Source organism: Furfurilactobacillus curtus (genome assembly GCF_045862785.1).
Taxonomy (GTDB): Bacteria; Bacillota; Bacilli; order Lactobacillales; family Lactobacillaceae; genus Furfurilactobacillus; species Furfurilactobacillus curtus.
The window spans coordinates 57869-81797 of record NZ_BQXO01000003.1; the positions used below are offsets into that span (position 1 = coordinate 57869).

The window sequence follows — 23929 nt, forward strand, 5'->3', positions numbered from 1 at the left end:
GCCCGCCGCGTGTGCGTAAGATCAATTTGGATCTGCGGTACATAAGATCTGAGTTTCGCAAGCACGCTTACAAAAACGATTAACGCAGCTTAACCACTGTGGCTCCATCTCCACCCGCGTTAGCTGGCGCAAAGCCAAAGCTTGCCACTCGCGGATTACTCTGGAGATATTGGGTGACGCCCTGGCGTAAAGCTCCCGTCCCTTTGCCGTGAACAATCGTCACCTCACCAAGGTTGGCTAATAACGCCGAATCGATGAAGCGATCCACTTCAGCCATCGCAGCGTCATAACGTTTTCCACGCAAATCTAACTGAGCTTGTGCCCGCGCACCAATGTTGCTGTGAACTACAGTACGGGCGGTACGTTGTTGCCGCTCGTTAACAGTTGGGGCGCTAGACTTTTCTAAGTCGCGTTCATCAACCTTCATCTTCAGCGCCCCTAACTGAACTTCCCATTCATGAGTGTTGGTCTGTCGATTTAACACGCCATGTTGTCCATAGGATTTAACAACCACATTATCGCCGGGATGGAAATCATGCTTTTTCCGTTCTCGAGCTAACACTTTATTATTAGCCAAGGTAGGATCTTGCCTCAATGCATTAAGACGTCCCTGGGCATCAATCAATTCGTTTTCTTGGACGCCTGCTCCTTGCTTAACTTCCAACTGTCGCAAATGATGGATGATCTTATCGGACTGCTTTTTGGCATCCGCTACAATGTGATTTGCCTCTTGCTTCGCCACATCCAGTTGGTGCGTCTTTTGTTCTGTAAACCGGTCAAACTGCTGAACAAGTTCTTCATGCAAGGTCGTGGCAGACGACAATTGTTGATCGAGTTCTTCCGCAGTTTCGGTCACCCGCCGCCGTTGTTCCACCAAATCGCCAATCATTGCATTAAGGTCTTGACTATTTTGACTGGTCAATGAACGAGCTGCTGCAATGATATCTGATCGTAGGCCCAACCGTTGCGAAATCTCTAAAGCATTCGAACGCCCTGGAATCCCCAATAAAAGTCGATAAGTAGGTTGCAACGTCTCCGCATCAAACTCCATACTAGCATTCGTCGTTCTCGGGCGGTCATAACCATAAGCCTTTAGCTCTGGATAATGAGTCGTGGCCACGATGTCAGTTCCAATCGCACCGAAAGCGTCCAAGATGGCGATCGCCAAGGCGGCACCTTCTTTGGGATCCGTCCCAGCACCAATTTCATCAACCAAAACTAGGCTAGTCGCTGTTGCCTGATCTAAAATTGTGATCAGATTATCCATGTGAGAACTAAAGGTGCTTAACGACTGTTCAATCGATTGTTCATCCCCAATATCCGCAAAGACGTTATCAAACACGGCCACTGTACTATCCTCAAAGGCGGGAATGAACAGACCAGATTGAGCCATCAGTTGTGTTAAACCCAGTGTTTTTAAGGTGATCGTTTTCCCACCTGTGTTAGGCCCTGTGATAATGATCGCATCATAATCTGCACCTAGGCTGATATCATTGGCAACTGCCGTTTGGGGATCTAACAAAGGATGCCATGCTTGACGGAGATTAACTTGCCCTTCTTGACTCAATAACGGTTCACTGGCATTGAGTTGTTTAGCATAAGTGGCCTTGGCATTAACAAAATCGAGATGTCCCAGTACTTGCGCGTTTGCCATGATCTCTTCACGATGTGGCGCCAAAATAGCGGACAACTCTTGTAAAATACGCGCTTCTTCATTACGTTCTTGAACCTGACTTTGGCGTAATCGATTATTTAAATCAACGACATCTTCAGGTTCAACATAGAGGGTTTGTCCCGATTGACTCTCATCGTGAACAACGCCGCCAAAACGACTACGATACTCTGTTTTAACCGGGACAACATAGCGATCATTACGCATCGTAATAATCGGTTCACTCAAATATTTAGCTTGCTTACCGCGAACATAGTTTTGCATCCGGGAACGGATCAAATCTTCGGTACTTTTAATTCGTGACCGAATCGCGGCCAAGTCCTCACTAGCTGCGTCACTCACACGGCCATCCGGTTCGATTGCCGTATTCAGTCGCTTAGTTAAGTCAGGTAATGTCACGATCCGGTGAGCCACATAATCTAATCGTCGCAAAGTTAACTTATCCTCAGCCAATTGATTAAAAAAGTCTCGTGTTGCGGCGGCGGTTTGTAAAACCTTGCCCACAGCCGCTAATTCGGACCCATTTAACGCAGCATCAATGGCTAACCGTTTCATATGTGGCGTCAAATCAGCTAATTCAGGTAAAGGAATGCCTCCCTTTAATCGCAGTAAATCTGCGCCGTCTTTTGTCTCATCTAACCAGGTTTGAATGATTTGGGGATCAGTAGCTGGCTGTAGTGCTGCTAGCTCCTGCCGACCACCAGGTGACGTCAACATTCCTGTCAATTTTGCCTTCACTTTATCAAATTCGAGGGTTTTTAACCCACGTTTATTCATCAATTTTCTTCATTCCTTTAATTTATCGAGTTAACCACCACTGGTAAATCTGTTCCGACAACAGTGGGGTCTGGTGTAAAATCCACTGGCAAATGGGCGCTGTAGCGATCTGTTGATGTAGCCAAGCTGACGGCCATACAGACGCAACCGCAAGGCCAAAAAAAATCAACCCGTACATTAAACAACCGGCAATAATGGCCCCAGCGAACGCATTGATCCCGTGGATGACCGGCAAATGAGTAAACAGATTCAATGACCGCATCACAAAGTGTAACAACACAAACCCAACAATCAGCAGGCCCCAAAAGGCAATACCGCTGGCCCAAAAATGATTGACTTGGGTACTCAGAAGTTGATCGTTGACGCTGTGCTGATGGTTTGTTGGCAACCAAGTCTGAATCATGGCCGACACGCTTGGCGTTAGGATCTTAGCGACTATCAAAACGACCAGATAGCCAATGGTTGAAACTAGTTCGGCCACAAAACCGCGTCGATATCCGCGTCCCAATGCGCTTAATAATAGAAAAATAACAATCAGCGATAAAATCATAGTTTCATTCCCTACTTACAATAAATAGTATGCTTCACCCAAACGGCGCTGTACTCCAAAATGGAATACAGCGCCGTTGACGTCATTGTTAACCACTAGGATAGGTTAGAATCTTCATCCAAAAATGTATTTAACATTTCTTCAACCATATCCCATTCAGCGTCATCTTCAATCGGTGAAAGTTCACCTTCCGTTGAACCTTCTTCCTCTGGATCGAAGGCGTACGCCTGGATATCAACTTCTTCATCTTCAGCTGCATCAGCTGGATAGAGCAAGATATATGACTTACCGTAATCTTCCGAAGTAAAGGTAAACAAGACATTGTATAACGTTTCGTTGCCCTGGTTATCCACCAACGTAATTTGTTGTTCATCTTGGTTATTTGTGTCTGCCATGTTTTGCCTACTTTCTTAGTTACTCAAGTTATTATGCTAACTGGGTCAATTTACCATGGGCATCCAGATAATTTTGTAAAATCAGAGCCGCCGCAATTTTATCAATCACTTGCTTACGTTTACGTCGTGATGTGTCGGCCTGTTCGATCAACATTCGTTCTGCCTCAACCGTGGTTAAGCGCTCATCAATGAAATCAACAGGTAACTTAAAACGTTCGGTCAATAATTCACCATAGTGTTGAGCGGCCTCGGCACGAGGGCCTAACGAGTTGTTCATATTCTTAGGTAATCCGAGGACGAATCCACCGGCCTGTAAACTCGTGACTAACTCGCCAATTCGATCCAAGCCAAACTCTCCGGCGGCCTCATCAATCCTGACGATTTCAACGCCTTGAGCTGTCCACCCGAAGGCATCACTAATCGCCACACCAACCGTCTTTGAGCCTACATCAAGTCCCATTAATTTCATTTAGCCGCTGGCCCCGCATTCAAGTATGCTCGAACCAGTTCTTCAATGATCTCATCACGCTCATGTTTGCGAATTAAATTTCGCGCATCGTTTAGGCGTGGAATGTAGGCTGGATCCCCGGACAATAAATATCCAACAATTTGATTAATTGGATTATAGCCCTTTTCTTCTAGTGCTTGATAAACCGTTGTGAGGGTCTCACGCACATCTTTTTGTTGTTGATTGTCGAAATCAAAAAACATGGTCTTGTCTGTGGTCCCCATCTACATTCCCTCCATGATTGGTTTTTCCGGCTTGTTTTCGCTAATAAATCCTGATTGACTTTGGTCGATAACACACTCCGACTGATACCTATTCTACTGAATCAGACGTCAAATAACAATTATCTTGAGCGTTGTAACGATTTTGAAAGATTCAAGGCTCACGAATTAAACAACGCCATCACCTTCAATAAATTGAAGATAATGACGTCATTGAAACGCTGTAAACATTCAAACCTAATTACTTAATCGCGTCGACCAACCAATGCTTAGCTTGAGTTAAAGCCGTGTCGATCCCTTCCGGATTTTTACCGCCGGCTTGAGCCATATCCGGACGACCACCACCACCACCGTTGATGGCCGGTGCAATCGCTTTAATTAAATCGCCAGCTTTGATCCCAGTCTTCACTAAATTCGGTGCGACGGCTACTAACAAGTTAGCTTTACCGTCCGCAGCCGTCGCTAAGACTAACACATCAGAAGGCAAGGATTGCTTCCAATCATCTGCCAATTGACGTAATTGACCCATACCAGCGACCTGAACAGCTTGGGCAATGACTTTAGCGCCATTAATTTCCTCAATATTAGTAAAGGCATTGGCTGCTTGTTGGGACGCCATTTTCGCTTGTAACGCTGTTTGTTCATTCTCCAACTGCTTAATGTCAGTCTGCAACGCAGCCACTTTATGCGGCACCTCTTTGACTTGTTGTGACTTCACTAAATCAGCCGTCTGTTGCAAAAGTACTTCTTCATTATTCAAGAAATCGAAGGCTTCTGCTGCCGTTACTGCTTCAATACGGCGAACACCGGCACCAACCCCAGTTTCAGAAACAATCTTGAACAACCCGATTTCATTAGTGTTAGCGACATGATCGCCACCACAAAATTCAACGTTGAAATCACCCATTGACACAACGCGGACTGTTTTCCCGTATTTTTCCGAAAACATCGCGATCGCACCCATTTTTTTCGCGGTTGCTAAATCCGTCTCCACTGTCTTCACAGTCAATTCGGCAAAGATTTGGTCATTAACCATCTGTTCAACTTTGCGCAGATCTGCCTGAGTGACTTGACCAAAATGCGTGAAGTCAAAACGCAGATAGTTGGGTTCCACTAACGATCCGGCTTGACTCGTGTGATCACCTAATACATTGCGCAAAGATTGGTCCAGTAAATGCGTCGCCGAATGATTCTTCTCAATCTTGCGATGACGCATCTGATTCACAATCAACTTATAAGTGGCATTTTTCTTCAGTGTACCAGTCAATTTAACCGTATGCAGATTTTGACCATTCGGTGCATGCTGCACATCGGTCACTTCAGCAACTTCATTACCATCTTCATCAAGGACCGTGCCAGTATCAGCAACCTGACCACCCATTTCCGCATAGAATGGTGTTTGATCGAAAATCAATTCGGCCGTTTCATTCTTCTCTTTGGCCTCATCGACAAGTGCCTCATTAACGATGATATCCATTAATTTAGCGTGATCGACTGTCAATTGCGTGTAACCCACGTATTGGCTTGGTGTCTTGATATCGGTCAATAACGCACGCTGAACACCCATCGATTTCGCTGAAGACCGTGCATTACGAGCTCGCTGACGCTGTTCTTCCATAGCGGCCTTGAAGCCGGCTTGATCAACACCCAAGCCTTCGTCACTCGCATACTCAGTCGTCAACTCAATTGGAAAACCATACGTATCAAACAACTTGAACGCGTCTGTACCCGCTAATTGCGTGTTTCCTGCCGCCTTCGTTGCTGCGATTGTATCATTCAATAAGGACAGACCAGTGTCTAACGTCACGTTAAAGCGATCTTCTTCTGAATGAATAACACCGGCAATGTAATCAGCTTGTTCCAAAACCTCTGGATAATGGCTTTGCATAATTTTTCCGACCACCGGAACCAATTGATACAAAAAGGCTTCGTTAATCCCGAGCTTTTTACCATTTAAAATTGCCCGTCGAATCAAGCGCCGAATGACGTATCCGCGACCTTCGTTGGAAGGTAACGCACCGTCGCCAATCGCGAACGTCACCGCCCGTGCATGATCGGCAATGATTTTAAAGGACACATCATCGGCTGCATTATCGCCATAATGTTTCCCATCAGACAACTGTTCCGTGGCGCGAATAATTGGTAAAAATAGATCCGTTTCAAAATTAGTTTTGGCGTGTTGAAAGACGGAAACTAAGCGTTCCAATCCCATGCCAGTATCAATGTTTTTATGTGGTAGTGGTTCATAAGTGCCTTCAGGTGTGTGATTAAATTGTGAAAACACGATGTTCCATATTTCTAAGTAACGTTCGTTTTCACCACCAGGATAATTTTCAGGATCATCTTCGGCAACATTGTTCATTGCCTGACCGCGATCGTAAAAAATTTCTGAATCAGGACCAGAAGGGCCCTGACCGATATCCCAAAAGTTATCTTCGGCAGCCAAGATGTGATCAGGAGCCACACCTGCATCTAACCACTGTTCCTTGGCATCGTTGTCCTTAGGATAAACTGTGATATACAACTTATCAGGATCAAAGCCAAACCACTGATCACCGGTTAATAATTCCCACGCCCAGTGAATGGCTTCCGGTTTAAAGTAGTCCCCCACTGAGAAGTTACCTAACATTTCAAATAAGGTATGGTGCCGAGCTGTCCGTCCGACATTTTCAATATCATTAGTTCGAATACTCTTTTGTGAACTAGTCATCCGCGGATTATCTGGCACAACGGAGCCATCAAAATATTTCTTCATCGTGGCCACCCCAGAGTTGATCCACAGTAAGGTCGGGTCATCGACGGGAACTAATGAGGCACTAGGCATGATTTTGTGACCATGCTGTTCAAAAAAGTCCAGATACATTTGGCGAATCTGACTACTTGATAATTCTTTCATAGCATTCCTTTCATGAAGCTTGCCCCAACAAAAACAACACCGCTGCCTGCAAAGACGGCTCAATAGCCGCGGTTCCACTTTGCTTGCAACGATGTTGATCGTTAACCTCTCACTCATAACGCCGAGTCGCGTGTTGGTTAAACAAGATTTTGTGTAATTTTACTGTGAGGGAGCGCGCTGATGCTTCATTCGTCCTTCTCACCAACCAGGGCGTCGCTGAAAGTGTCACATCATTGCATATCCTCGACGTCCAACAGTATAGCATTGTCCGGGTCTGACAAGCAAGCCTGATCTAGGTCCGGATTGCATGCTTAAAATCTTCAATTAGTGCAGATCAAGCTTTTACAAGGTTATTCACTATCAACCAATTAACCTGTTTATTCTGCGAGGATCCTTGACAAAGCCGTTTTGAATTCAAGCGACAGCAAACAAGGACAGCTGGTGATCAGCGCCCAGCTACGACTCACCACGTTGCTGGCGATTTGCCTCGCCTTGGTGCCGGTGTTGACGCCGTTGCGAACGAGCTGATTCTCTTTGCTCAACCCGCTTATCTTGTTGCGCTTTTCGCTTAATTGCGTTTTTGATCTGGTGCTTATAACCAGGTTTAACCTTCTTCTTCTTTTTCTTGACCAAGCCAACAAGGGTTGGATCTAATTTAGCATGCGTGGCTGTTCGCTGCTGGCGTCGATTACGATCGTAAGAATCGACAATCTCACCATTTCGAATCGTCTTCGGCTTAAACGTCACCCCAAGTTGCTCAATTTCAGCGATTCGGTCTTCTTCGCCAGGTTGATACAGCGTGATTGCAATCCCAGGCATCCCATTACGGCCTGTCCGGCCGACACGATGAATGAAGAAATCCAAGTCCGCCGGAATGCCATCATTGATGACGTGTGAAACACCCTTGATATCGATTCCTCGGGCGGCCAAATCTGTCGCGACGACGTACTGATACTCTAAATTCTGAACCTGTTTCATGACCCGTTTACGTTCACGAGCTGGCACATCCCCAGAAATCATTGCAACTTTCAGCCCCTGACCCTTCAGATAGGCAGTCAATTCAGCTGTCCGCTGCTTAGTATTACAAAAAATCAGAACCAAGTATGGTTCACCCATCGTCAATAAGTTATAGATGAGCTCATTTTTTTGCTGACTCTTTGTCGAAATTAACCAGTTATCAATTGTCGGACTAATAATTGAAGTCACCGGAATTTCTTCAATGACCGGATTGGTCAGATACTTGCGCAAAAACGGCTGCAATTTCTGTGGGATTGTCGCAGAAAAGACCAACATTTGTAAATCTTTTGGTAAGGCCCCCGCAATGTGGTCAACATCATTTAAAAAGCCCATATCTAAAGTCATGTCAGCCTCATCGACCACAAATTGGTGCGCCGTATGCAAGTCGAGATCATGCTCATCCATGAAATCACGCAGACGTCCCGGCGTCCCAATCACAATTTGCGGTTGATGCTTCTCTAATTGCCGTTCTTGGCGAGCTCGATCCGTACCACCGACATATTTAGCAATCCGAATCGGTTGGTTGAAATGCTCAGCCAACTGTTTCGCGTCGGCATAAATCTGATTCGCGAGTTCTCGTGATGGCGTTGCAATAATGGTTTGAACTTCGTTAGCTTCTAAATCTAAGCGGTTGAAGATTGGTAACAGGAAAGCATGCGTCTTCCCACTTCCAGTCTGGGATTGACCGATCACTGACCGGCCTGCCAAAATCACCGGAATTAGCTTAGCCTGAACCGGTGTTGGCTGAACAAAATCGATGTCTTTTAAGGCCGCTAATAACTCCGGCCGCAGTTGTAAATCTGTAAAGGTTTCTGTCATATCGTCTCCTTAAAATCGGCGGTTAATTGCTCTAGCTGGGCGATCATTTGATTAGCCTCGTTGAGATCTTGAGCCTTGGCACCACTGGCCAGCGGATGCCCACCGCCGTGATGTTGCCGAGCCAATCCATTAATCTGAGGTCCCTTGGAACGCAAACGAACACGATAACTGTGATCATCTTGCTCCTCAAAAATTGCCCAAGTCTTGACAGTCGCAATCTTACCTAGCATCGGGACCAAACTAGCGGTCCCAGCGTCACCTAGTTCAAACGATTTAATCGTTGCGTCACTTAAAATCACATGGGCCGCTCCAACTTCTGACACGTGGACCTGTTCATATAAATAAGCGGTCAATCGCGCAACTGGTAAAGTCATTTCGTCCTCGTGTTGATTGATAGTTACCGCGTCAATCCCAGTGGCCATCAACTGCGCGGTAACCGTCATCGTATGGGGGGTTGTATCTGAATACAAGAAACGCCCTGTGTCCCCGACAATCCCAGCATATAAAGCCGCAGCAGCCACTTTGTCAATCGAAAGTTCAAAGCGATTAGCAAAGTCCGTCACCATTTCTGATGTTGAGGAAGCAGTCTCATTCACCCAGCTAAGATCACCAAAAGGTTCATCATCAGGATGGTGATCGATTTTGATCACTTCTTGCCCACGCCGCCATCGCTGATCGTCAACTCGCGGCTCGTTGGCAGTATCTAACACCAAGATAAGTGCTTCGTCAAACAATTCATCACTAACGGACTCCATTTCACCCAACCAAGCCAATCCTGGGACTTGTTTGCCAACGATGTAAATCTGCTTGGTTGGAAATGCCGCCTGTAAAATTGTCGCTAACCCCACTTGTGAACCAACCGCATCTGGGTCTGGTCGTTGATGACGATGAATCATGATAATTTGTTTACGTTTAATTTCCTCAAAAATTACTTTTTGAACATCCATGCATGAATCCCCTCTTGTCAATCTGGTATCTGCAAGTATAACGAAGTGCCGCGTCGATTACAAAGTGCATCCGGTGCCATGGACCTCAAAAAGCCTTGGACGAGGCCGGCGAGAACAACGGCAAACTTAAATTTTCAAATGTTAAAGGATCAAGATTGGTCATCGTAATTCCCAACAAACGGACCCCCTTAGTTAAATCAGCCGTGGCGTCAAACAAATCTTTAGCAACCTCATACAATTGAGTCGCCATATTTTCGTAGTACTCGGCCTGCGTTTGTCGTTTCGTCACCGTATTGAAGTCGGCATCTCTAACTTTGAGAACAATCGTTTTACCATGACGCTGCTGTGCATTTAGATGCGCCGTCAAGTCGTTCGCTAAATGTTGCAATTGATCGCTGACATCCGTTTCATTGGTCAAGGGTTGATCGAATGTCTCTTCACGGCCAATCGATTTACGCGTGCGTTGCCATTCAACTGGACGATCATCACTACCACGAACGTGCCGATATAATCCATAACCTAGTTTACCGAAATGCTGAATCAAATCAGTCTCAGACCAGGTCAACAAATCTGCGCCCGTTAAAATATCTAAATCATGCATCTTCGGAACTGTTTTTTTGCCTACGCCGCGAAATTTTTCAATCGGTAATGGTGCCAAAAACCGCTCCGCATCTCCAGGCAAAACGACGGTGACCCCCACGGGCTTCGCATAGTCAGAAGCAAGTTTAGCTAGAAATTTGTTATAAGAAACGCCAGTGGAGCAGGTTAAATGAACCTTATCCCAAATCTCTGTTTGTAATTTATGCGCCAATGCAACGGCCGATTTAAAGTTCTGCTTATTCCGAGTGACATCTAGATAGGCTTCATCAAAGGCAATCGGCTCAATATGATCGGTGTACTCATGAAAAATTTCGTGAATCTGAGCAGAAATTGCCCGATATTTTGGAAAATCTGGTCGTTTAAATACCGCTTGGGGCGCTAATTTTTGCGCTTCATTAGCCGCCATAGCTGAATGAACACCTAACGCTCGGGCCCGATAGTTAGCCGTCGTCACCACCCCATGTCCACCCGTTTGCCGCGGATCACGGGCAATAATCAATGGTTGCGTTTTTAATTGTGGCTCATCACGCTCTTCAATAGAAGCGTAGAAAGCATCCATATCCACATGAATGATTTTCCGGCTGGCATCGACCCGCACCGGAATTTGAATGAAGGCCGCCATTGTCAACTCTCCTCGCGCTAGCTTGATAAGCCTATTTTAGCAAACATATGTTCTCTTCACCAGCGATCCCTAGTTAAATCAAAAAAAGATCATCGCAGAATACGATGATCGCAGATAATTCACATAATTAAACTTACCTAACAGCTAGTTAGCCTGACTGTCACTAGCTTCACTTGCTGTGTCACTAGCACTGGTCACCGTCGTCGAGTCTGCAGCAGAATCAACAACGCTATCTACGGCGCTTGTGGCTTCGCTGGCTGGAGTTGCTGAAGCAGCGCTAGCCGTAGTAGTTGTCGCTGGTGCAACTGCTGTCGCTGGCGTTTCAACGTGGTGAATCGCTTGTTGATCAAATGGTAAGTAAATACCATCTACGTCAATTGTCACAATTTTTTTAGCAGCATCCATTGAATCGATAATTCCATGTAGGCCACCAATGGTGACCACATGATCGCCAATGTGCATGCCATTCATCATTTCTTTACGTTGTTCTTGTTGCTTGCGGTTAGGCCGCAAGATGAAAAAATAAAAGACCCCAACAAACAAAACAACCATCAAAACGGTGCTCCAAAGACTACCACCAGCGGCGCCACTTGCACCCATCAAATCGAAATTCACTAAACTTGTCAATTCATCCACCTCATTTAATTTACTCTGTAGAGTACTGTACCAAACTTACGAACCCTTGCCAAATGGATTCCGTTGATTAAGCCTCTGGTTTTGATAGGCCTAAGTGCTCATAAGCCGCCGTAGTCACCATTCGACCCCGAGGCGTCCGTTTAATCAGCCCCACCTGTAATAAATATGGTTCATACACTTCTGCAATTGTATCTGCCTCTTCACCAATATTGGCTGCCAAAGTCGTTAACCCTACTGGTCCACCATTGTAATACTTAATCATGGTTGCCAATAGCTTTAGGTCCACTTCATCTAGTCCCCAGTCATCTACGCCCAACACAGTTAAGGCATGATCGACCATCGGTGCATCAATTGCCGACTGGCCGGCGACTTCAGCAAAGTCGCGGACCCGTTTTAATAAGCGGTTAGCAATTCGCGGTGTGCCTCGTGAGCGACGTGCAATTTCATGAGCCCCCGCCTTCACGATCTGGGTAGCTAAAATATCCGCAGAACGTAGCGTAATCTCTTCTAAATCAGCCGTCGTGTAATAATCCATGTGTTCCACAATCCCGAAACGGTCCCGAAGTGGCGCCGATAATAATCCTGCTCTAGTTGTGGCCCCAATCAAGGTAAATGGCGGCAGTGGGAAATGAACGGGGTGAGCGGTTGGCCCCTGCCCCACGACAATATCAATAAAAAAGTCTTCCATCGCCGAATACAACATTTCTTCGACAATTTTAGGTAAGCGATGAATTTCATCAATGAATAAAATATCCCCAGGTTGTAGTTCATTTAGTAGGGCAATGACATCTCCAGGCCGTTCAATCGCCGGCCCGCTAGTCGTCTTGATTTGAACATGCATCTCATTAGCAATGACCATCGCTAAGGTGGTTTTACCTAAACCAGGCGGTCCATATAACAAGACATGGTCCAAAGATTCTTCCCGACTGGTCGCTGCGCTAATATACACGTTTAACTGTTGTTTAACCGCATCTTGCCCAATGTATTGAGCCAGCGTCGTCGGACGCAAGGACCGTTCCAATGAGGCCTCTTGGTCATCCATGGGTTGCGTTGACATTAATTCATCGTCCACGATCCAGCTCCTCTCTTACTCATGATATCCTCAGCTACGCATGGGTCAACTCTCGCAAGGCAGCACTCAGATACTGATCAGTCGTTAACTGATCTAAGTTCGCCAACTTGTTCGAGACGCGCTTAACCTCACGACTACTGTACCCTAAAGCTGTCAAGGCGGCCAGTGCGTCGTCTAAAGCGTCGTTATCTGAAACGTTAACTGATGACGCAGCTACTGGTGTTATTCCTAGATCAGCCAACTTACCGGCTAAGTCTAAGACGATTTGTTGCGCCGTTTTTTTGCCTATTCCGGGAAATTTGGTCAAAAAAGTAACATCATTCGTTTCAATCGCGTTCACGAGGCCATCATGGTCCTCATTAGCTAAGATGGCTAGCGCACTCTTAGGTCCGATTCCAGAAACGTTCAACAGTTTTAAGAAAAGACGTTTTTCTGCTTGATCAACAAACCCAAATAAACTCACTTCGGTTTCCCGAATCGCCTGATGAACGTAAATTCGGATTGACGTCTCCATATCGACTTGGAAGCGGTAAGGATTGGCGGTTTGAATCAAATATCCCGTCCCATTAACTTCCAAAACGACATGGGTGGGTGTAACTTCCGTAATTTGACCAACTAGATATTCATACATACTGTGACCCTTTCATGAGCTAATTAAAATTCATGTTCATCAAATTCAGCCCAAGACTCATGAGAATCTTGAATCCGCTTAAACATTTTTTCCATGTCGGCATTAGTAAAATGAACCAAAACTGGTCGCCCATGGGGACAATTAAATGGGTTCTCCGTTTGACTCAAGTCATGTAATAAAGCTTTGGCCTGGCGCTCATCTAAGTGATGATTGGCCTTGATTGATCGTTTACAGCTCATCATAATGGCCGTTTTTTCGCGAAATTTAGCAACGGTTAGCTGTCGATCACTGAGCACCCAGTCAACCATTTCACGAATCGTAGACGCTTCTTGCCCTTCAATAAACCACGTTGGATGCTGCCGGACAATAAAAGAATTATGTCCAAATGGCGACAAAAACAAACCCAATTGCTCTAATTGTGGTTTTGCTGCCGTGATCTTCAACACATCGCTGGTCGGATAATCTAACACAATGGGGACCAATAAATCTTGAAGATTGCGAGCAACTTCACCGATTTTAACACGATAGAACTCATATTTAATCCGCTCTTGGGCTGCATGCTGATCAATTAGGTACAAACCATCGGCTGCTTGGGCGAATAAAAATGTACCGTGCATTTGACCGATATAAGAAAGGGTTGGGAACCGTTGCCCAGTCTGCTCTTGATCCTCAGGTAACATTTCCATCGTTTTAGGTTGACTCGGTTTCAAAGAATCACTCATTGGCTCATCATCAAACGGTTCCACTGGTTCAGCTTGATAGCGTGCCTCAAAATCCACCACTGGTTGGCTGGCTATCTCCTCACGATGGTGTACCACAATTGGCGTTAATACTTGCTTTGGCAACGCGTCAGGTAGTGGCGGTGTGGAGGCAGCCGCCTCGGATTGAGCAAAAGTTGCACCACTTGAAACTGGTGACACTGGTCGGACTGCTACGCTTTCGTCATGAAGCGTTGACGCTTCGGTCAGTCGGCTGGCAACTTGATCGGCGTCAAATTGCACCGTTCCCGTCAGATTTTGATAGGCATCAGGAATTAGGTTTTCCTGTGCCAATCGTTGATATACAACCTGGTCAATCAACTTGACCAGTTGAGGTTCTTTACTCAAACGAACCTCTTGTTTAGTCGGATGCACATTCACATCAACTAAAAAAGGATCCATCTGTAAGTTGATTACCGCTAGTGGATACCGACCAACCATCAGCTTAGAACCATATCCTTTAATGAGTGCTTTAGTTATCTGGCTATTGCGAATCGCCCGTCCGTTAATCAATACCGTCAAATAATTTCTCGAAGCACGTGTTAATTCGGGGCGGGAAACAAAGCCAGCCAAGGTAAAGTCGGCGTCTTCCCCCTTAATTTCGACCATTTTACGCGCGGTTTGAACGCCGTAAATTCCCGCAATCACCTGTTGCAAATCACCGCGGCCCGCCGTTCTAAGTAATTCATGACCGTTGTGTTGTAAACTAATCGCGACTTCTGGATGGCCTAAGGCGATTCGATTAACAACATCCACGATGTTAGCTAATTCAGTTTGTGCGGATTTTAAATATTTCAACCGCGCCGGTGTATTAAAGAATAAGTCGCTGACCGTTACCTCAGTGCCAGGTCGAGCCTGTGCTGCCGTGTGACTAACTAATTGTCCACCCTTGAAATGTACTTGGCTACCTGCACCGACGCCAGTAGCCGTCTTTAACCATACATCCGCGACCGAGGCAATACTTGGTAACGCCTCGCCTCTAAAACCTAACGAGTGTACGCGAAACAAATCTGCCCGTGAACTAATTTTGCTGGTCGCATGTCGGGCAAAGGCTAGCTCAACTTCTTCATCATCGATACCACTACCATCATCAATCACTTGAATCGTTTTTAAACCGGATGCTTCGATCAACACATCCACAGTGGTCGCATGCGCATCAATCGAATTTTCCACGAGTTCTTTCACTACTGACGCAGGGCGTTCAACGACTTCACCGGCCGCAATTTGATCAGCCAAAACGCTTGCTAAAGCTTGAATTTTGCTCATTGCTTGACCTCTTACCTCTATTTCAATTGTTGCTGAATTTCATAAAACTTATTCATCACATCCATCGGTGTCATCGCCATCAAATTCATCGACTTTAAGTCAGCCAAAATCTTTGCTGTCGTTGGGTCCTGACTTGGTGTGTCAAATAAGGCTAATTGCGTCGACTGCGTTTCATCTAACGGCAGTACATCAGTAGCTGGCTCAGTCAATGGTTGATCAACATCTACTGGCATCGGGTTTTCTCCGGCGTTTGCTTCGAGCTGTTGCAATATTGTGCTGGCCCGCGCCAACAATTTTTCTGGCATCCCCGCTAGTTTAGCCACGTGAATCCCATACGACTTATCAGCCGGGCCTGGTTGGATCTGATGTAAGAATACTAGTTCACCATTTTCCTCGACCGCTCCGACATGAATATTTTTCAACCCCGTCAATTCATTCGATAACCCTGTCAATTCATGATAATGCGTTGAAAATAACGTTTTCGCATGGACATGATCGTGCACATATTCAATGATCGCTTGGGCTAAGGCCATCCCATCATAAGTTGCAGTACCCCGACCAATTTCATCAAACAACAGCAAACTATTTGCGGTGGCATGTGCCAAAGCATCATTAGCTTCCTGCATTTCAACCATAAACGTGGAATTTCCGGAGATTAGGTCATCAGCGGCCCCGATGCGGGTGAAAATTTGATCAAAAATTGGTATCATTGCCGATTTTGCTGGCACAAAACTTCCCATCTGAGCTAAAACGACGGTAAGTGCCAATTGGCGCATATAGGTACTCTTTCCTGACATGTTGGGACCAGTAATCAGTAGAATAGCTGTCTGTTCATCCATCCGTACGTCATTGGGGACGTAGGCTTGTTTGCCCAATGCTTTTTCCACTACAGGGTGCCGGCCCGATTCGATTTCTAAATCATGTCCATCCGTTAAAGTTGGCCGGCTGAACCGATAATTTTCGGCGACCACGGCAAAACTCTGCAGTACGTCTAAGCTGGCCAATGTTTTTGCCAGACGCTGCAAGCGAGCAATGGCAGCTTTCACCACCTCGCGAATTTTAGTGAACAGCTGATATTCTAGAGCAGTCGACTTCGTTTGGGCTTCCAAAATGAGTTGCTCTTTTTCTTTTAATTCTGGAGTCGCAAAACGCTCAGCATTCGTCAATGTTTGTTTGCGTTCATAGCGATCCTCGGGCAATTTACTCAAATTGGCTTTGGTGACTTCGATGTAATAGCCAAACACCCGATTGTAGCCAATCTTTAACGTGCTAATTCCAGTCGCTGCTCGTTCCTTAGCTTCCAGTTCGGCAATCCATTGTTTTCCATTGGCCATTGCATCTCGATAAGCGTCCAATTGTTTGTCGTAACCGTCTTTGATCACATCACCATCCGTCACAGAAATCGGTGGTTCATCATCAATGGCCCGTTCAATCAATTCAGCCACATCATCCACCGGATCTAAATGGGCCAACATCTCGCCAAAGACCTGATCGTCCAGTTCTTGCAAAACGTACTTAATTTTCGGGACCTGTTGAAGTGAGGTCTTCAACTGGATCAAGTCACGCCCATTCACACTGCCGAAAGCGACCCGACCGGCCAATCGTTCCAGATCATATACTTTAGTTAATTCATCTTGTAAGTTCGAGCGTTCAAAATAATGATCTAATAATGACTGTACTTTATCTTGACGGGCGATGATTTCACTTTGTGACAACAGTGGCCGGTCTAACCATTGCTTCAATAAACGTCCACCCATCGCGGTTTTCGTCTCGTCCATTAACCACAACAGTGTGCCCGAACGTTTGCCAGTTCGAATATTCACTGAAAGCTCTAGGTTGCGTTTTGCATAATGATCCATCTTCAAATAATAGGACGGTTCATAGGCAATTGCTCGCTGCAAGTGAGCTAGACTGCGCTTTTGGGTCGACTCCATGTAAGTCAATAATAGAGAAACAGCATTATTTTCTGCTTGATCGTCTAAATCTTGCGTTAGAAAACTTAATTCTGCATTCGCTGCTACAGCCGTATCTTGTTGTGAAACTAAGATTCCTAATGGTTTAAACCGCGCGCGAATCGACTCATCAATCGTGTCATTAACAACCACTTCTTTTGCTTCAACCGCCATGATCTCATTCATGACTGCTTCAATGGTGGTTAAATTAGCCGTCTTCAATTCACCAGTCGATACATCCGTATAAGCAAACCCAAACTGATGCTCGTGTTGAACCATCCCAGCAAGATAGTTATTGTCCTTCGCACCACTGATCCCCGTCTGCATCCGAGTCCCTGGGGTAACAAGTTGGATAACTTCTCGTTTAACCATCCCCTTAGCTAGGGTGGGATCTTCCATTTGTTCACAAATGGCCACCTTATAACCATGATCAACTAAGATATCAATATAATTTTGAACTGCATGATGTGGAACTCCACACATCGGAATTGGGTCCGCTGCATTATGGTTACGTGCCGTTAGGGTTAATTCTAGCAGCTGTGATCCTTTCACTGCATCGTCGTTAAACAATTCATAAAAATCACCGATCCGATAAAACAAAAAAGCATCCGGATATTGATCCTTAATCTCCTGATACTGCTTCATCATCGGGGTTTCCATACTCTCTTGCGCCGATTTTTTGGCCATTCAATAAACTCCTTTTGATCGATAATAACTACTTATGGAGAGGTTGTTATCGAATTTCGCACTGAAACAATGAGATAATTTTAACATTTTTTTGCTCAACTGTCTGAGTTGACCTCATAGGTCTCAGTCCGTCTGAGTGTAAATCAACAATAAAGTAGCCGACACTCCTAAAATGAGAATGTCGGCTACTTTATTGAACTAAAACAATATTTAGAAATTTTATTTCGCGTATTCAACGGCACGCGTTTCACGGATGACCGTCACCTTAATGTGGCCGGGATAGTCAAGATCACTTTCAATCTCATTCTTAACATCTCTGGCAATCACAGCTGCCTGCAAATCATCAACATTTTGTGGCTTTACAATGACGCGAACTTCTCTACCAGCCTGAATCGCATAGCTTTGAGCCACACCTTCGTGGCTGTTTGCAATTTCCTCTAATTGTTTCAATCGTTGGATATAATTTTCTAGTGATTCTGAACGAGCCCCCGGTCGCGCTGATGAAATTGCATCAGCGGCCCCCACTAACACGGCAATAATCGAAGTTGGTTCTACATCACCATGATGTGAAGCGATTGTATTAATCACAACTGGGTTTTCGTGATACTTCGTGGCCAATTCAACTCCCAGCTCCACATGGGAACCTTCGACCTCATGATCCACTGCCTTACCAATATCGTGTAATAATCCTGCGCGCTTCGCCAGCGCAACATCCTCACCAAGCTCGGCGGCCATTACAGCCGTCAATTTTGCAACTTCAATTGAGTGATTTAAAACATTCTGACCATAGCTAGTCCGATAGTTCATCCGACCGATGATCTTAATTAAATCAGGGTTCATCGCCCGAATCCCCAAGTCAAAGACGGTCTGTTCACCAATTTCACGGATCTTCTCATCCATTTCACGGCGGGCTTTCTCCACCATTTCTTCGATCCTAGCTGGATGAATCCGACCATCGGCAATTAGCTTCTCTAACGCCAATTTAGCAATTTCGCGCCGAACTGGATCAAATCCACTCAACACGACTGCTTCTGGAGTGTCATCGATAATCAAATCGATTCCGGTCAACGTTTCAAGCGTTCGAATATTTCGACCTTCACGACCGATAATTCGACCCTTCATATCATCATTTGGCAAAGTGACGACCGTAACCGTGTTGTCTGAGACCGTGTCCGCGACACTGCGCTGAATAGCCGCCACAATCAAATTCTTGGCTTCTTTGTCAGCACTGGCCTTAGCTTCCTCTTCACTTTCCTTAATGAGAACAGCCCGCTCATGAGCTAACTCACTCTTGGTTTCCTCAATAATCAAATCACGAGCTTCATCTTGTGAGAGATCAGCCACGCGCTGCACTTCTTGTTGTCGCTTATCGATGAGATCTGTTGCTGCTTGTTGTTGCTGTTGGACAACCTCGCGATCGCGACTCAACTGTTCCTCTTTGGCGGTTAGCTGAGTCTCACGTTTTTCAAACGTATTATCTTTTCGATCTAGAGCCTCTTCACGTTGCAATAACCGGTCTTCTTGCTTTTGAACCTCTGCGCGTCGTTCTTTCAATTCGGTCTCGACGTCGGTTCGATACTTATGACTCTCTTCACGAGCCTCAAGCAAAGCTTCTTTCTTGGCTGTCTTTGCGTCCTGATTGGCTTTTTCGAGAATTGCCCCCGCTGACTTTGTTGCATCTTCAATGTCACGAGCTTGACGTTGTTTAGCAATCGTTAAGCCAGCGTATAAACCAGCAATAACTGCGATGAGCACGAGGATGATGGTTACTATGACCATTAAAATTCCCGCCCTTCATCAAAAAATGGCTGACCGTTAAGCCAGCCGCAAACTAATTACAGATGTTTGTATTGGTTCATTACACATTGCTAGTTTACTGATCTTCAGGGCAACTGTCAACATAAGCAGTGCTTTCGTTTGAATCGCTATGCCCTCATTTAGCCCAACCTAACTGCGGCGAATCGCCAGTAATCGATTAAAGGCGTAACTAATCAGTAAGCAAATGAGCGTTAAAATCAAGCTTGTCACAATTGAATTTCCCGGCGCGTGATAACGAAAATGACCATCAAAGCCATACATCAAACGTAATAATGCTCCGGCCCAAGAGTTATAGAAGGCATTTGACGTATTGCCGACTGACGCCAATGTAATAGCGATTAGACCGGCACCCGCACAAGGAACTGCAATTAACGTGACCACTTTCCATCGCCAGTTCAACAACGCTAGAATTGCCCCCGCCATCATACCAGCCGCGATAAGCAGGACAAGGGTACTTAAATCACGCCCCCAAAACCACCAAATATCACTGACGCCATGTGCTGTAAATGAGCCAAATTCAAGGCGACCATAGGCTTGATACGTTTTAAGTCCGAGCGGTTGGGCAATCGTTAATCGATAAAGAACGTTTAAGACCGAAACCAGACCCGCATAGGTTAATAAACTGGCTAATTTTGCCCACCAATAAGTTCTTCGTGTGATGCCATTTTGAATTAAAACGGTGAAGCCACGATAAACCATGCCACTTGCAATGAAAAACAATATTTGCATGGCAAATTGAGGAAATAAACTAGCTAGATATTGGCTTGGCGCCAGCGCTGATTGACGACCAGTCAGTAACAGACTCAATAACGTCGGCAACCACCAGATACCAGCAAAGATGCCTAAATAAGCGTAACCCAACAGACTTGCATCGTGTCGTAAACGATACTGATAGACCGGTTTAAACTTCATGATGATCCTCCGTTAACGCAACAAACAGCTGTTGTAAATCCAGTGCTTCTTTTGTTACCCCAGCGGGTAAGTCCAGTGTCCCAGCCGTGGTTACGACCGCTTGCGTTTGCTTACCAAATTGATGGGTTCGTAATGTCGTTACAGTGGGCAAAAAAGCAGCCATCGTTTCTTTAGGACCACTTAACTGATATGAACGGGCCAATAAATCTTCCGCTGCTTCCGCAACTAAAATGCGCCCTTGATCCATCACAATAACTTGGTTTAACAGTCCAGAAATTTCTTCGATAAGATGCGTTGCAATGACAAATGTACGGGGATGCTGTGCGTAGGTCTCAATCAGTGATTGATAAAATAAATCCCGATGACTAGCGTCCAGTCCTAATACCGGTTCGTCCAGTAAGATATAGTCGGCTGGGACGCATAACGCAACGATGTCCTTAAAAATGGTGCGATAGCCGGTCGATAAACCACCAAATCGAGCGTTCACATCTAAATCAAAGGCTTTGGCTAATCGTTCCGCCAACTTGTCATCAAAAGAGCCATACAACGCGGTAGTTAGCTTAAATAAATCACTCACCCGCTCCCGACTCGGATATAAATTATCCTCACTCATCAGATAAAGATGCTGTAGGGTTCGATCCGACTGAGCCAATGCCTGCCCATCAATGGTCACCTTACCTTGGCTAGGGAGGACACGATTGGCCATAATATTCAATAAAGTACTTTTTCCAGCACCATTACGGCCGAGTAAACCATAGATCATGCCAGGCTGGATTGTTAAATTCAAGTCATGTAATCGGTCATGCCGACCAGCCGTTTTAGTCAGATTTGTAACATTGATTGTCATTTAATGCCGTACCCCCGTTCGATCAACGCGGCGAGTTCTGCCTCAGTCAAACCAATCTGTTTGGCAGCCTCTACAAGTGGCGACACTTGTTGTTCGAAAAAGTCAGTTCGTCGGTTAAAGGTCACCCGTTCTCTGGCTCCATCTAGCACAAACATTCCCATACCACGTCGCTTTTCTAAAACTTTTCGGTCAACGAGAATATTCATCCCCTTCAAAACCGTCGCGGGATTAATGTGAAATTCTCGCGAAATGGCAGTTGTAGATGGCACTTGTTCGCCAGCATCATAAGTCCCACTTAAAATGGCCTCTTCAATTTGTTCAGCCACCTGCAAATAAAGGGGCGTGGTGCCGTCAAAGTCAAAGTGCATGTTTTCATCTCCAACCACTAGACAATAAAAGTTCTGCTTTAGCAAAAAGAATAAGCGACGTCTTCGATCACGTCAATCTAAAATCAAGGTAACACCTGGACTAAAACCATACTCGAGCTAATGGACTTATGCCCTGAAATTAGTGCTTAAGCCTCCACCCGTTCTTTAGGAATAACTAAGCGAATGTATAGCGCAACGGTAATCCAGTAGTAAATTGCATACATGGCGCAGAATCCCAAAATAATCCAGCCAATTATCGCATATGGATCCAATAGGAGTCCCTTAAACATCCGTAAACCAAATAAGACATCAACAATTCCAAGTACACCTGGAATTGCAAACAAGGTCAGTACCTCACCACGCACAGCCGAGCGCATTAACTGCTGGCGTGCACCAATTCTATTTAACATCTTGTAGCGTACAACATCTTTTGTTGCTCCCGACAAAATCTTAAACATTAAGCAGCTAGCCATCATTGCTAAGAATGCAAAGCCGAGGAAAAAGCCCATAAATTCCATTCCACCAAACATGGAATTAAAGAATTGATACCACTCAAAAGTACCTACCATTTGACTGGCATCCTGAGCAAAACGTTGTTGCTGAGTCTTAACGAGCTGCGTTAACAATGGTTGATTGCGTTGACTCGTTAAATCATCAACTTTGACCAACGTAACATGGTGCGTTGGTGCTTCTAATCGATTAAATGCTGATTGACTCACGACTTCACTGATCTGTTGCCCTTTTTTCGGAACTAAGCTAGCGAATTCTGGTTGATTCACGCCATCCGCTTTCAATTGAGCAATCGAAAGTGTCTCAAGTTGTCGCTGACCGTTCGTCTCGCCTGTTGTTTTAGCGATCTTAAATGGCTGTTTTAAAAATTCTTGTTCGGAGTAATAAACTTTTTGACCAACAATCTTTTGCGTATAGGTTACCTGCTTAGCATCATCCAATTGATTCATTTGTCGCTGTTGTTTAGGACTAGCATCATTAATAGCGACCGCATAAGCGCCCACTGATCTAGCCATTTGGGGAACCTGTCGATGCAGTTGAGTTCCAACACTGATCGCCCCTAACGCCAATGCAAATAGTAAAGAGACGATGGTTAAAATACGAGTATAGCTTTGAATTCGGAACATAATTTGCCCCAAAGTGAAATTGTGTAAGGCATGGTTAGCAAAGTTAGACCGCTTTAATAGTTGAATTATACCAATGACTAAACCATTAAACAGAAAGTAAGTACCTGTTGTAATTGTCACCAAAGCAATTGGAATGGCCGAAAGTTGCAGTACATTAATTTTCGCCATCGCTAAATAACCACTACCAAGTAACAGGACGCCACCGATAATCTCTAAAGCCTGAACCATCGGCTGATTGCGTGGTACAAATGCTTGATCATCACTATGCAACAACGTTAAAACAGGCGTTTTGACCAGCTTAGCCAAGTTGAACAGCGCAGCGATTAAAAACAAGCCAACAAATAAGCAAAGTGTCGTAACGATGGCTGGTCCATAGATCACACTAAAGTGTTTGACCGTCAAATCCAGCTGCCTAAACAGTAATCCTGACAAGCCGGCACTTAAGCCAATACCTACGACAATTCCAATAATCGTGGCCACAATTCCTAGCAGAAGTGTTTCAAGCACGACAAGCTGGCCAATCCGATTTTTCTTAGCACCCAGCATCATGAACAGGCCATAATCATGTTGACGCATACTAAGTAGGAAGGAATTTGCATATCCCAAATAAACAACGGTAATGATCATCAATAAGACCATACCAAATTTAAATACTTGACCGGCCACATTAATGGTCGTGTTGGCATTGATAAAGGCTTGATTTGTTGCTAAGTTAGCGAACATATAAAAGATTGCCGAGGAGATCACTAGTCCCGTCAAGAGCACTAGATAATCTTTTAGTCGATGCTTAATGCCCGCGAGCGCGAGTTTTGTTAACATATT

19 protein-coding genes are annotated in these 23929 nt (G+C 45.2%); all 19 read right to left on the reverse strand.

Translation table 11 applies throughout. The features are described from left to right. Positions 1 to 79 precede the first annotated feature (79 nt). On the reverse strand, positions 80 to 2449 hold the full coding sequence (locus ACKTR2_RS06105) for an endonuclease MutS2 (protein ID WP_407883578.1): 2370 nt from the start codon (positions 2447 to 2449) through the stop codon (positions 80 to 82). Between the two features lie 22 nt (positions 2450 to 2471). Then, the gene (locus ACKTR2_RS06110; protein ID WP_407883580.1) at positions 2472 to 2999 is read right to left on the reverse strand and encodes a CvpA family protein; all 528 of its coding nucleotides are present in this window, start codon (positions 2997 to 2999) and stop codon (positions 2472 to 2474) included. Between the two features lie 95 nt (positions 3000 to 3094). Beyond that, complete coding sequence (locus ACKTR2_RS06115) at positions 3095 to 3394, reverse strand: DUF1292 domain-containing protein (RefSeq protein WP_407883582.1); 300 nt, start codon at positions 3392 to 3394, stop codon at positions 3095 to 3097. Between the two features lie 31 nt (positions 3395 to 3425). After that, on the reverse strand, positions 3426 to 3863 hold the full coding sequence (gene ruvX, locus ACKTR2_RS06120; protein ID WP_407883584.1) for a Holliday junction resolvase RuvX: 438 nt from the start codon (positions 3861 to 3863) through the stop codon (positions 3426 to 3428). Next, positions 3860 to 4126 carry an IreB family regulatory phosphoprotein gene (locus ACKTR2_RS06125; RefSeq protein WP_407883586.1) on the reverse strand — a complete coding sequence of 89 codons (267 nt, stop codon included), beginning with the start codon at positions 4124 to 4126 and terminating at the stop codon, positions 3860 to 3862. The genes ruvX and ACKTR2_RS06125 overlap by 4 nt, the downstream gene beginning before the upstream one ends. 238 nt (positions 4127 to 4364) lie before the next feature. Beyond that, positions 4365 to 7019: an alanine--tRNA ligase gene (gene alaS, locus ACKTR2_RS06130; RefSeq protein ID WP_407883588.1), complete on the reverse strand. Its 2655-nt coding sequence runs from the start codon at positions 7017 to 7019 to the stop codon at positions 4365 to 4367. A 456-nt stretch (positions 7020 to 7475) separates the two neighbouring features. After that, entirely contained in the window at positions 7476 to 8855 is a 1380-nt protein-coding gene (locus ACKTR2_RS06135) for a DEAD/DEAH box helicase (RefSeq protein ID WP_407883590.1), read from the reverse strand. Further along, positions 8852 to 9802: a DHH family phosphoesterase gene (locus ACKTR2_RS06140; protein WP_407883592.1), complete on the reverse strand. Its 951-nt coding sequence runs from the start codon at positions 9800 to 9802 to the stop codon at positions 8852 to 8854. Before ACKTR2_RS06140 ends, ACKTR2_RS06135 begins: the two co-directional genes overlap by 4 nt. Positions 9803 to 9887: 85 nt before the next feature. Further along, positions 9888 to 11024, reverse strand: a complete 1137-nt coding sequence (dinB, locus tag ACKTR2_RS06145) for a DNA polymerase IV (protein ID WP_407883594.1) — start codon at positions 11022 to 11024, stop codon at positions 9888 to 9890. A gap of 144 nt (positions 11025 to 11168) precedes the next feature. Then, positions 11169 to 11651 (reverse strand): preprotein translocase subunit YajC, encoded by a 483-nt coding sequence (yajC, locus tag ACKTR2_RS06150; protein ID WP_407883596.1) that lies wholly within the window; start codon positions 11649 to 11651, stop codon positions 11169 to 11171. A gap of 76 nt (positions 11652 to 11727) precedes the next feature. After that, positions 11728 to 12735, reverse strand: coding sequence for a Holliday junction branch migration DNA helicase RuvB (ruvB, locus tag ACKTR2_RS06155; RefSeq protein WP_407884021.1), 1008 nt, complete (start codon positions 12733 to 12735; stop codon positions 11728 to 11730). A 31-nt stretch (positions 12736 to 12766) separates the two neighbouring features. Continuing rightward, positions 12767 to 13363: a Holliday junction branch migration protein RuvA gene (ruvA, locus tag ACKTR2_RS06160; RefSeq protein WP_407883597.1), complete on the reverse strand. Its 597-nt coding sequence runs from the start codon at positions 13361 to 13363 to the stop codon at positions 12767 to 12769. 23 nt (positions 13364 to 13386) lie between these two features. Further along, positions 13387 to 15387, reverse strand: coding sequence for a DNA mismatch repair endonuclease MutL (gene mutL, locus ACKTR2_RS06165; protein WP_407883599.1), 2001 nt, complete (start codon positions 15385 to 15387; stop codon positions 13387 to 13389). Positions 15388 to 15404: 17 nt separating this feature from the next. After that, entirely contained in the window at positions 15405 to 18026 is a 2622-nt protein-coding gene (mutS, locus tag ACKTR2_RS06170; protein ID WP_407883601.1) for a DNA mismatch repair protein MutS, read from the reverse strand. A gap of 219 nt (positions 18027 to 18245) precedes the next feature. Then, positions 18246 to 19805: a ribonuclease Y gene (rny, locus tag ACKTR2_RS06175; protein ID WP_407883603.1), complete on the reverse strand. Its 1560-nt coding sequence runs from the start codon at positions 19803 to 19805 to the stop codon at positions 18246 to 18248. A gap of 168 nt (positions 19806 to 19973) precedes the next feature. After that, entirely contained in the window at positions 19974 to 20756 is a 783-nt protein-coding gene (locus ACKTR2_RS06180) for a hypothetical protein (RefSeq protein WP_407883605.1), read from the reverse strand. Beyond that, positions 20746 to 21603, reverse strand: coding sequence for an ATP-binding cassette domain-containing protein (locus ACKTR2_RS06185; RefSeq protein WP_407883607.1), 858 nt, complete (start codon positions 21601 to 21603; stop codon positions 20746 to 20748). The genes ACKTR2_RS06180 and ACKTR2_RS06185 overlap by 11 nt, the downstream gene beginning before the upstream one ends. Next, positions 21600 to 21971: a GntR family transcriptional regulator gene (locus ACKTR2_RS06190; RefSeq protein ID WP_407883609.1), complete on the reverse strand. Its 372-nt coding sequence runs from the start codon at positions 21969 to 21971 to the stop codon at positions 21600 to 21602. The genes ACKTR2_RS06185 and ACKTR2_RS06190 overlap by 4 nt, the downstream gene beginning before the upstream one ends. 146 nt (positions 21972 to 22117) lie before the next feature. Further along, positions 22118 to 23926, reverse strand: coding sequence for an FtsX-like permease family protein (locus tag ACKTR2_RS06195; protein WP_407883611.1), 1809 nt, complete (start codon positions 23924 to 23926; stop codon positions 22118 to 22120). Between the last annotated feature and the right edge of the window lie 3 nt (positions 23927 to 23929).